This is a genomic window from Pseudomonas sp. 44 R 15, assembly GCF_900004965.1.
GTDB lineage: Bacteria > Pseudomonadota > Gammaproteobacteria > Pseudomonadales > Pseudomonadaceae > Aquipseudomonas > Aquipseudomonas orientalis_A.
In genome coordinates, this window is sequence record NZ_CVTU01000115.1 from 102,666 (window position 1) to 112,467 (window position 9,802).

The 9,802-nt window shown below is 61.5% G+C and carries 10 protein-coding genes; 6 read left to right on the forward strand and 4 right to left on the reverse strand.

Translation table 11 applies throughout. The features are described 5' to 3' along the window. Positions 1 to 115: 115 nt before the first annotated feature. Both BFP93_RS24175 and aroQ read right to left on the reverse strand, forming a co-directional pair. Positions 116 to 973 (reverse strand): shikimate dehydrogenase, encoded by an 858-nt coding sequence (locus tag BFP93_RS24175; protein WP_176717579.1) that lies wholly within the window; start codon positions 971 to 973, stop codon positions 116 to 118. Further along, positions 970 to 1,416: a type II 3-dehydroquinate dehydratase gene (gene aroQ / locus BFP93_RS24180; RefSeq protein ID WP_065895204.1), complete on the reverse strand. Its 447-nt coding sequence runs from the start codon at positions 1,414 to 1,416 to the stop codon at positions 970 to 972. The genes BFP93_RS24175 and aroQ overlap by 4 nt, the downstream gene beginning before the upstream one ends. 331 nt (positions 1,417 to 1,747) lie before the next feature. On the opposite strand from aroQ, the gene BFP93_RS24185 reads away from it, so the two are divergent. Next, the gene (locus BFP93_RS24185) at positions 1,748 to 2,176 is read left to right on the forward strand and encodes a DUF4160 domain-containing protein (RefSeq protein WP_065886897.1); all 429 of its coding nucleotides are present in this window, start codon (positions 1,748 to 1,750) and stop codon (positions 2,174 to 2,176) included. Beyond that, complete coding sequence (locus BFP93_RS24190) at positions 2,173 to 2,637, forward strand: DUF2442 domain-containing protein (protein ID WP_065895205.1); 465 nt, start codon at positions 2,173 to 2,175, stop codon at positions 2,635 to 2,637. Before BFP93_RS24185 ends, BFP93_RS24190 begins: the two co-directional genes overlap by 4 nt. 147 nt (positions 2,638 to 2,784) lie before the next feature. Here the strand turns inward: BFP93_RS24190 and trmA are convergent, their stop codons facing one another. Both trmA and BFP93_RS24200 read right to left on the reverse strand, forming a co-directional pair. Beyond that, positions 2,785 to 3,864, reverse strand: coding sequence for a tRNA (uridine(54)-C5)-methyltransferase TrmA (gene trmA, locus BFP93_RS24195; protein ID WP_065895206.1), 1,080 nt, complete (start codon positions 3,862 to 3,864; stop codon positions 2,785 to 2,787). Then, the gene (locus BFP93_RS24200; protein WP_034117796.1) at positions 3,861 to 5,156 is read right to left on the reverse strand and encodes an NCS2 family permease; all 1,296 of its coding nucleotides are present in this window, start codon (positions 5,154 to 5,156) and stop codon (positions 3,861 to 3,863) included. Before BFP93_RS24200 ends, trmA begins: the two co-directional genes overlap by 4 nt. Positions 5,157 to 5,344: 188 nt before the next feature. Between BFP93_RS24200 and BFP93_RS24205 the strand changes: the two genes are divergently transcribed. The 4 genes from BFP93_RS24205 (at position 5,345) to BFP93_RS24220 (ending at position 9,578) form a co-directional block, all read left to right on the forward strand. Next, complete coding sequence (locus tag BFP93_RS24205; RefSeq protein WP_065895222.1) at positions 5,345 to 5,791, forward strand: DUF4879 domain-containing protein; 447 nt, start codon at positions 5,345 to 5,347, stop codon at positions 5,789 to 5,791. A gap of 96 nt (positions 5,792 to 5,887) precedes the next feature. Next, positions 5,888 to 6,412 carry a (2Fe-2S)-binding protein gene (locus tag BFP93_RS24210; protein WP_065886900.1) on the forward strand — a complete coding sequence of 175 codons (525 nt, stop codon included), beginning with the start codon at positions 5,888 to 5,890 and terminating at the stop codon, positions 6,410 to 6,412. Continuing rightward, complete coding sequence (locus tag BFP93_RS24215; protein ID WP_065895207.1) at positions 6,409 to 7,398, forward strand: FAD binding domain-containing protein; 990 nt, start codon at positions 6,409 to 6,411, stop codon at positions 7,396 to 7,398. Before BFP93_RS24210 ends, BFP93_RS24215 begins: the two co-directional genes overlap by 4 nt. After that, a complete protein-coding gene (locus BFP93_RS24220) occupies positions 7,395 to 9,578 on the forward strand; it encodes a xanthine dehydrogenase family protein molybdopterin-binding subunit (RefSeq protein ID WP_065895208.1) in 2,184 nt (727 codons plus the stop codon). The genes BFP93_RS24215 and BFP93_RS24220 overlap by 4 nt, the downstream gene beginning before the upstream one ends. The last annotated feature ends 224 nt before the right edge of the window (positions 9,579 to 9,802 follow it).

Here is a 9,802-nt window from a genome sequence, read left to right on the forward strand (position 1 = left end):
CCGAGTGACCAGTGTGGGAGGGGGCTTGCCCCCGATTGCGGTGTATCAGTCAACACATGCCTGACTGACAGACTGCAATCGGGGGCAAGCCCCCTCCCACATTTTGCTCCGGTTTCTACTGCTGGCTATTCATGCTCTGGAAGTGCGCCAGCATCCGGTCTGCATCCGCCGTCAGGCCGCAGAACAGCTCAAACGCCTTCACCGCCTGAAACACCGCCATATTGCCGCCATCCAGGGTGCGGCAACCCAGGGCGCGGGCGTCACGCAGCAATTGGGTTTCCAACGGGAAATACACGATTTCCGCCACCCACAACCCGGCGTGTAGCCACTCGGCCGGCACGGGTGTGCCGGGCAGCTTGGCCATGCCCATCGGGGTGGTATTGACCAAACCCTGCGCCTCGGCCATGGCGTTGGCCAAGTGGCTGCCGACCTGGGCGCGCCCGTCGCCAAAAGTCCGGGCGAGGTTATCCACAAGCTCGCGCGCACGGGCGGTGTCCACGTCGAAAATGCTCAGTTGCTCCACGCCCTCGGCCAGCAGCGCGTGCGCTACTGCCGCGCCGGCACCGCCTGCGCCCATCTGCACCACGCGTTGGCGTGGCACGTCATTGAAGTTGCGTCGGAAACCTTCGGCGAAGCCCAGGCAATCGGTGTTATGGCCGATGCGCTTGCCGTCTTTGAACACCACCGTGTTAACCGCGCCGATGCCCCTGGCCTCGTCGGACAATTCATCCAGCAACGGCAGGATCGCCTGCTTGCACGGGTAGGTAATGTTCAGGCCGGTGAAGTGCATCTGTTCAGCGGCACGCAGCAGATCGGGCAGGGCACGGCTGTCCAGACGCTGCGCGTCCAGATCAATCAGGCGATACAAATAGCGCAAGCCCTGAGCGTCACCTTCCTGTTCATGCAGGGCGGGCGTGCGGGAGGCCTGGATGCCGGCGCCGATCAGGCCGGCGAGAACACGGGGTTTCATCACGCGCATCCTTTCAACGAGTGGCTGAAATGCTCCAGGGCCAAGTGGTAGCCATGGCTGCCAAACCCGGCCAATACCGCCTTGGCGATGGGCGAGACAAAGGAGTGATGGCGAAACGCTTCACGGGCATGCACGTTGGATAAATGCACCTCGATCACCGGGACTTCGCTGGCCACCAGCGCGTCGCGAATCGCCACCGAGGTGTGGGTCCAGGCCGCCGGATTGATCACGATCCCGGCGCAACGGGCACGGGCCGCGTGAATCCAGTCGAGCAATTCGCCTTCATGGTTGGTTTGACGAAACTCGATGCTCAGCCCGAGTTTTTCGGCGCTGCGGCCACACAGGGCGGCGATGTCAGCGAGGGTTTCGTGGCCGTAAGTGGCGGGCTCGCGGGTGCCGAGCAGGTTGAGATTGGGGCCGTTGAGCACCAGCACGATAGGCGGCATAGAGGGGTCTCCACAGTTTTTATTGGTTGTGGAGATAAAATGTACTGAATGGTTAATTTGGTCAAATGAAGTCACTGGTTCTGTTCGATTATCGAACCGTTAATCAGCAGGGCAGCTTCAGTCGATGTGTTACGCCGGATTGCTGAGGGAACACGTTCTGCGGGCGTGGCCCAAGTCTCCCCAGCTGTTGGCATGAGTGGTTACAACCCGGCATTCGCCGGTTTGTTCGTCGTTACTAATCTTTGAAGCAGCTTCGTGAGCATGAAGCCGGTTGTCGGGTGATACGGGAAAATTGTTACCTGATGGAAAAAAACCTAACGGATGGGTTACGATGAGAGTAGGTGCTTACAAGGGATATGTAATCTCGGTATTTCTCAGGGATGAGCATTGCCCGCCCCATGTACATGTCAGGGGCAAGGAATGGGATGCGCGTTTCCGTTTCAGTTTCGTGGACGGGGACGTTGAATTATGGGATGTGGAGCCTGAACGGAGGCAGCCACCCCTATCGGTTCTGAAGGAGATACGCGGGGCCATCATGCAACGGCATTACTTGGCGCGGGCACGCAGGATTTGGTGGGAAAAACTGCAGACGGTTTGCCTGGAGAATCATTCTTGGAATTGGGACGCTGGTGAGTTGGTTCCAGGGTTGGTCATTCGACAAGGCGTCTACGTCATCTCAAGCGCCAGGCACGACGTCGTAGAGCAACGGACTATTTTGAATCTGGTAAGAGCGCCAGATTGTGTGGGGATTAATTTATGAAAATCATAAAAGCCAAAGTCACACCTTATGTACCTCTCACTGATGCCGACGTTGACAAGGCAATCGCCCGAGGACGCAGGTTGAAACGCCTGTACGCCAACGCCAGCAATGTGCGTTATGAAAACGACTGCCTCTCCATTGGCTTCAGCGATGGTAGCCGCGTCATGTTGCCGGCGGCTGGCCTGCCGGAGTTTGAAGGGTTTTCAGAGAAAGATTTCCAGCAGTTGGAAGTGACTTTCGGTGGCAAGGCGATTAGCTGTGAGGCCCAGGACCTGGATGTTTCGATCACCGGCTTGATCGCTACAAGCCAACCTCTGATGGACCTGGCTACCAGCCTGGTGGCATCGCGCAACGGCCGCAAAAGCAGCGCTGCCAAATCCGCCGCCGCTCGTGCCAATGGCAAGAAGGGTGGCCGGCCACGCAAGGAGGTACCGCAGACCTCAGATCCAACAGACACTTGAATAACCAAATAGGGGAGCTGTAGGAGCGAGCTCGCGAAAACTCATAGGCACCGCGTTTATCCAGGAAGCATGCGTTATCGTTGACGTTTTTCGCGCGCAAGCTCGCTCCTGCAAAAGCCTTAACTGGCGATACTCATACCCCGCAGATTACCGCCGGGTCAGCAACACACCCGATTCCATATGATGCGTCCACGGGAACTGGTCAAACATCGCGCATTGAGTAATGCGATGGGTGTCATGCAGTTGCGCAATGTTCGCCGCCAGGGTCTCCGGGTTGCAGGAGATATACAGGATGTTGTCGAAACGTCGGGTCAGTTCGCAGGTGTCCGGGTCCATGCCGGCGCGGGGCGGGTCGACGAATACGCTGCCGAATTCGTAGCTTTTCAGGTCGATGCCGTGCAGGCGGCGGAACGGTCGAACTTCATTCAGCGCCTCGGTAAGTTCTTCGGCGGAAAGGCGCACCAGGGTGACGTTATCCACGGCATTTTCATCGAGGTTGCTCAGGGCCGCATTGACCGACGTCTTGCTGATTTCGGTGGCCAGCACCTTGCGCACGCGGGTTGCCAGCGGCAAGGTGAAATTGCCGTTGCCGCAGTACAGCTCCAGCAAGTCGTCCGGGCGATCGCCCAGGGCGTCGTACGCCCAGTTGAGCATCTTGCGGTTCACCGTGCCGTTGGGCTGGGTGAAGGCGCCTTCGGGTTGGCGGTAGCTGAACGTGCGGCCGCCGACCTCGAGTTTTTCCACCACGTAGTCGCGGCCGATGACATCGCGCTTGCCCTTGGAGCGACCAATGATGCTCACGTCCAGCTCGGCCGCCAACTGGTTGGCGGCGGCGTGCCAGTGTTCGTCCAGCGGGCGGTGATAGCACAGGGTGATCATCGCGTCGCCGGCCAGGGTGGTCAGGAACTCCACCTGGAACAGCTTGTGGCTCAGGGCGGCGCTGGCTTGCCAGGCGGCCTTGAGCTGCGGCATCAATTGATTGATGCGCTGGCTGGCAATGGGAAATTCTTCAATGAGGATCGGCGTGCGCTTGTCGTCCTGGGCGAACATGGCGTAGTGGCGATCCCCGCCTTCGCGCCACAGGCGGAACTCGGCGCGCAGGCGGAAGTTCTGCAGCGGCGAGTCGAAGACCTGCGGTTCGGGCGCGTCGAAGGGTGCCAGCAGGTCACGCAGACGCGTGACCTTGTCTTGCAGTTGAGCGGTGTAGTGTGCGGCGTCGAAAGTCATGCGTTGAACCAGCCCAGCTTGATCACGAACAGGATCGACAGAATCACCAGTGCCGGGTTCAGCTCACGGTAGCGGCCCGAAAGCAGCTTGATGGCGGTCCAGGCGATGAAACCGAAGGCGATGCCGTTGGCGATGGAGTAAGTGAACGGCATCGCCAGGGCGGTGATCACCACCGGCGCTGCCACGGTAATGTCATCCCAGTCGATTTCGGCCAGGCCGGACGTCATCAACACCGCCACGAACAGCAGCGCCGGCGCGGTGGCGAAGGCCGGTACGCTGGCCGCCAGAGGCGAGAAGAACAGCGCCAGCAGGAACAGGATCGCGACCACGATGGCGGTCAAGCCGGTACGGCCACCGGCGCTCACGCCGGCGGCGGATTCGATGTAGCTGGTGGTGGTCGAGGTGCCCAGCAGCGAGCCGGCCATGGCCGCCGTACTGTCGGCGATCAGCGCACGGCCCATTTTCGGCATATGGCCGTCCTTGCCCATCAACCCGGCGCGCTTGGCGACGCCGATCAGGGTGCCGGAGTTGTCGAACAGGTCGACGAACAGGAACGCAAAGATCACGCTGACCAGTCCGATATCCAGCGCGCCCTTAATGTCCAGCTGCAGGAAGGTCGGGGCCAGTGACGGCGGCATGGAGGTCACGCCGCCGAACGGGGTGACGCCCAGCAGGATCGAGACAATGGTCACCGCCAGGATGCCGATCAACACGGCACCGCGCACTGCCAGGGCTTCCAGCGCGACGATCAGCACGAAGCCCAGGGTCGCCAGGATCGGCGCCGGTTGTTTCAGATCGCCCAGGCCCACCAGCGTGGCCGGATTGGCGACCACGATACCGGCGTTGTGCAGGGCGATCAGCGCCAGGAACAGGCCGATACCGGCAGCAATCGCCGAGCGCAGGGGCAGGGGAATGCTGTTGATGATCCACTCACGGATACGGAAGATCGACAGCAGGAAGAACAGCACCGCCGAAATGAATACCGCCCCCAGCGCAACCTGCCAGGTGTGGCCCATGTGCAGCACCACGGTATAGGTAAAGAAGGCGTTGAGGCCCATGCCCGGTGCCAGCGCAATCGGGTAGTTGGCGATCAGGCCCATCACGGTGGAACCGATGGCCGCCGCCAGGCAGGTCGCGACAAACACTGCACCTTTGTCCATGCCGGTTTCGCCGAGGATGCTCGGGTTGACGAACAGGATGTAGGCCATCGCCAGGAATGTGGTGATACCCGCGAGAATCTCGGTGCGCACATTGGTGTTGTGGGCTTTGAGTTGAAACAGCTTTTCCAGCATGCCGGCTCCCTGTGACGCTATCTTGCGTCGTGATTTGTTGACCTCTAAGTCAAAGCACAAACTGCGCCAAGCGCCTGTGGCTTCAGAGAGGATCGGAAAAAGCGGCGCATCATACCAGCAGCCGAGGCTGTGTGGCGCATGGCCTTGAGGCATACTGCAGCGACGTTCAACAGTGGGTCATCGACAGCATGAAAAAAGCCAACGTGTGGAGTCTAGCGCTGATCGCCAGTATCAGCCTGTGGTTGGGCGCAGCACCGGCGTGGGGCGCGACTGCACCGGCTTTGAGCGAGGTGCGGGTGTTCAAGGTCGAGTCGCCCACTTGCACGGAAACCATCCCGGAGCGGGTCACCGTTACTCAGATGTGTACACATCGCGGGGCAATCCAGGTGTCGGTGATGGAAGTGGGCCTGGGTAACAACCCGGTCGGGCGCTTCAACGGTGCGGTGCTCAATGGCCAGCGCACGGCGGTGTGCCAGGTCGGCAACATCAGCCAGGCGTGCAATGGCGCGGGCACGCTGATGGGCTATATCTATGTGTTCGACCTGAATGTCGAGGGCCCGGGGGACTTCATCTACAGCAATTCGTCGATCAACCCGCCGCAAAATACGTTGACCGCAACACTCAATATCCACTGATCAATCATCTTGAACGCTCAAAACCCCTGGAAGTCGTACCCCTGAGACGGCGATTTTCCTGAACGCCGCGGATCTACACCAACCCGTGAGGTGTTTATGAGCGCGACCCCCAATGGCGCGGCGGCCCAGCCGTACGTTGCCCACCCGATACGCTTGACCTTGAATGGCCAGGATCGCCAATTGAGTGTGCTGCCCTGGACCACCTTGCTGGACCTGCTGCGCGAACAACTGGACCTGGTTGGCAGCAAAAAGGGCTGTGATCACGGCCAATGCGGTGCCTGCACCGTGTTGCGTGACGGCAAACGCGTAAACGCCTGCCTGACCCTGGCCGTGATGTGCGACGGCGCCGAGCTGACCACCATCGAAGGCCTGGCCGACGGCGACCAATTGCATCCGATGCAGCAAGCCTTTATCAAGCACGATGCCTTCCAGTGCGGCTACTGCACCCCCGGCCAGATCTGCTCGGCGGTCGGCCTGGCCAACGAAGGCCGCGCCCACGACACTGCGCAGATCCAGGAATTGATGAGCGGCAACCTGTGCCGCTGCGGTGCCTACAGCAATATCCGCGACGCCATCGAAGACGCGCTGCCGGCGTGCCGCAACCGCGGAGGTGAGCAATGAATCCCTTCCAGTACAGCAAACCGGCCGATGTACACGAGGCGGTGCACCTGAGCAGTGCGGCGTCGCGCTTCATTGCCGGCGGCACCAACCTGCTGGACCTGATGAAAGAGAACATCAGCCGCCCCGAACACTTGATTGATATCACCGGATTGCCGCTGCGCGCCATCGAAGAAACCGCCGAGGGCGGCCTGCTCATTGGCGCGCTGGTGAGCAATGCCGACCTGGCCTGGCACCCGCTGATCGAGCAGCGTTACCCATTGCTGTCCCAGGCCATCCTTGCCGGGGCCTCACCGCAACTGCGCAACATGGCCAGTACCGGTGGCAACCTGCTGCAACGCACCCGTTGCTACTATTTCTATGACGCCACGGTGCCGTGCAACAAGCGCGAGCCCGGCAGCGGCTGCCCGGCGCGCACCGGCTTGAATCGCATCCACGCGATCCTTGGCGCCAGTGCGCAATGCGTCGCCACGCACCCCTCGGACATGTGCGTGGCCCTGGCAGCGCTGGAGGCGCGGGTGCATGTGCAAGGGCGCGGCGGGGCGCGGGTTATCGAGTTTGCCGACTTCCACCGCCTGCCGGGTGATGCGCCGCAACGGGACAACCAATTGGCCGATGACGAACTGATCACCGCCGTGGAATTGCCTGCCGATAACCTGGCTCGCCACAGTCACTACCTGAAGATCCGCGACCGCGCGTCCTACGCGTTTGCACTGGTGTCGGTTGCCGCTGCCCTGGAGTTGGACGGCGACGAGATCATCGACGCCCGCCTGGCCCTTGGCGGTGTGGCCCACAAACCCTGGCGTGACCGTGCGGTGGAAGCCTCGCTGATCGGCCGCACCGTCAGCCGCGAAACCTTCAGTAACGCCGCCGATGCCCTGCTGCAAGATGCCGAGCCGCTGCAACACAACGGTTTCAAGATCAAGCTGGCGCGCCGCGCAATCATTCGAGCACTGAGCGACGCTGCGGTCGCGGGAGAACAGCCATGAGTGCCATCGGCAAACCCCTGGACCGTGTCGACGGTCTGCTCAAGGTCACCGGCCAGGCGCGCTACGCCGGTGAATTTCCCGAGGACGGCCTGCTGCATGGCAGTGTGGTATCGAGCACCATAGCCAAAGGCCGGGTCATCCGGATCGATGCCTCCAGGGCCCTCGCGCTGCCGGGCGTGGTGCAAGTGATTGATCACCTCAATCGCCCCAGGATCGCCAGCTACGACGATGCCTTCGCCGATGCGGATGCCGCCGACGGCTCACCGTTTCGCCCGCTGTACAACGACCGCGTGCTCTACAGCGGGCAGCCGCTGGCGCTGGTGATCGCCGATAACCTGGAGCTGGCGCGGCATGCCGGCTCGCTGGTGGAGATTGAATACGCGCCCGAAGACTTCGAAACGGACCTGATGACCCAGCAGGAATCGGCCCACCCTTCGCCGCAGACCCCGCCCGGCCCGCGTGGCAATTTCCAGGCCGAATGGGCCGGCGCTGCCATCAGCCTCGATCTGCACTACAGCACGCCCATCGAACACCATAACCCGATGGAACCCCATGCCAGCACCGTGCTGTACCAGCCGGACGGCACGCTGCATATCCACGACAAGACCCAGGGGCCGCAGAATTGCCAGGCCTATGTGCAGAAAGTGTTTGGCCTGGATAAAAGCCAGGTGCGCATCTTTGCCGCGTTTGTCGGCGGTGCCTTTGGTTCAGGCCTGCGCCCGCAGTACCAATTGCCGCTGGCGGTCATGGCATCGCTGGCATTGAAGCGCTCGGTACGCGTCACCCTGACCCGGCAACAGATGTTCACCTTCGGCTACCGCCCGCGCACCTTGCAGCGCTTGCAGATGGGCGCCGCCGCCAACGGGCGCCTGCTGGCGCTGGGGCATACCGCGATCGGCCAGACCTCGCGCTTCGAGGATTTCAGCGAACACGTGGTGGAATGGAGCGGCATGCTTTATCACTGCGATAACGTGCAGTTGACCTACAAGTTGGTACCGCTGGACGTATTCACCCCGCTGGACATGCGTGCTCCAGGCGCGGCCCTGGGTGTGATCGGCCTGGAATGCGCCATGGACGAACTGGCCTGTGCCCTGACCATCGACCCGGTGCAGCTGCGCCTGATCAACTACGCCGAGCGTAACCAGAACGAGGACAAACCCTGGTCGAGCAAAGCCCTGCGCGAGTGTTACAGCGAAGGCGCCGAGCGTTTCGGCTGGAGCCAGCGCAACCCCGAACCGCGCAGCATGCGCGACGGCCGCCAGTTGATCGGCTGGGGCATGGCCGGCGGGGTGTGGGAAGCCATGCAGATGAAGGCCAGCGCCAAGGCGCGCATCGACCGGGACGGTAAACTCACTGTCAGCAGCGCCACCACCGATATCGGCACCGGCACCTACACCGTGATGACCCAGATCGCGGCCCAGGCCAGCGGCGTGGCGATGGACAATGTCAGCTTCCTGCTGGGCGATTCGTCCTTGCCCACGGCGCCCTTGCAGGGCGGCTCATTTACCGTGTCGTCCGTCGGTACCGCCGTGCAGCAGGCCTGTGAAGCGCTCAATGCGAAACTGCTGGAGACCGCGCGGCAGGTCTACCCGGTGTTCAAGGACGCCGAGTCCGTGCGTTTCGAAGAGGGGCAGTTGCATACCGGCGACGTGAGTGTGTCGCTGGCTCAGTTGGTCAAGGACAGCGGTGAGGACGCGCTGGAGGTGCAGGTAGACAGCGAGCCTGACAAGAAGCGCGAGGGCTATGCCAGTGCCACCCATTCGGCGGTGTTTGTCGAAGTTCGCGTGGACGAGGACCTTGGCACCATCAAGGTCAGCCGCGTGGTCAGTGCGATTGCGGCCGGGCGCGTGGTTAATCCGAAAATGGCGCGCAGCCAGATCCTTGGTGGCGTGGTGTGGGGGATTGGCATGGCGCTGCATGAAGAGACTCAGGTTGATCATGAACTGGGGCGCTCCATGAACCACAGTCTGGCCGAGTACCATATCCCGGTGAATGCCGATATCGGCGAGATTGATGTGCTGTTTGTCGAAGAGCATGACGAGATCGTCAATGCCCTGGGGTCCAAGGGTGTGGGGGAGATCGGTATTGTCGGGGTGGCGGCGGCGGTGGCGAATGCTATCTATCATGCTACTGGGAAACGGGTTCGGGAGTTTCCGATTACCTTGGACAAGGTGCTCTAAAAGGCAGCGGGCAGCCCATAGCTATTTTACTGACGCGCCACTGTCCAAATGTGGGAGGGGGCTTGCCCCCGATGGCGGCCTCTGGGCCGACCGGGATTTTGGATTGGAACGAGTACATATCCGTTTCTGTGGTCACGGCTGCTATGGGTTCCGCCCTTACGGCGGCTCACTTTTGAAAAGCGCAAAAGTAAGCAAAACGCTCTTGCCCCACCACTCGGCACCTC

Excerpts from the sequence above, each read along its gene's own strand:
- BFP93_RS24200 (WP_034117796.1), bottom strand. The coding sequence starts at position 5,156 with ATGCTGGAAAAGCTGTTTCAACTCAAAGCCCACAACACCAATGTGCGC.
- BFP93_RS24185 (WP_065886897.1), top strand. The coding sequence starts at position 1,748 with ATGAGAGTAGGTGCTTACAAGGGATATGTAATCTCGGTATTTCTCAGG.
- BFP93_RS24210 (WP_065886900.1), top strand. The coding sequence starts at position 5,888 with ATGAGCGCGACCCCCAATGGCGCGGCGGCCCAGCCGTACGTTGCCCAC.
- BFP93_RS24215 (WP_065895207.1), top strand. The coding sequence starts at position 6,409 with ATGAATCCCTTCCAGTACAGCAAACCGGCCGATGTACACGAGGCGGTG.
- BFP93_RS24220 (WP_065895208.1), top strand. The coding sequence starts at position 7,395 with ATGAGTGCCATCGGCAAACCCCTGGACCGTGTCGACGGTCTGCTCAAG.
- aroQ (WP_065895204.1), bottom strand. The coding sequence starts at position 1,416 with ATGCCGCCTATCGTGCTGGTGCTCAACGGCCCCAATCTCAACCTGCTC.
- trmA (WP_065895206.1), bottom strand. The coding sequence starts at position 3,864 with ATGACTTTCGACGCCGCACACTACACCGCTCAACTGCAAGACAAGGTC.
- BFP93_RS24190 (WP_065895205.1), top strand. The coding sequence starts at position 2,173 with ATGAAAATCATAAAAGCCAAAGTCACACCTTATGTACCTCTCACTGAT.
- BFP93_RS24205 (WP_065895222.1), top strand. The coding sequence starts at position 5,345 with ATGAAAAAAGCCAACGTGTGGAGTCTAGCGCTGATCGCCAGTATCAGC.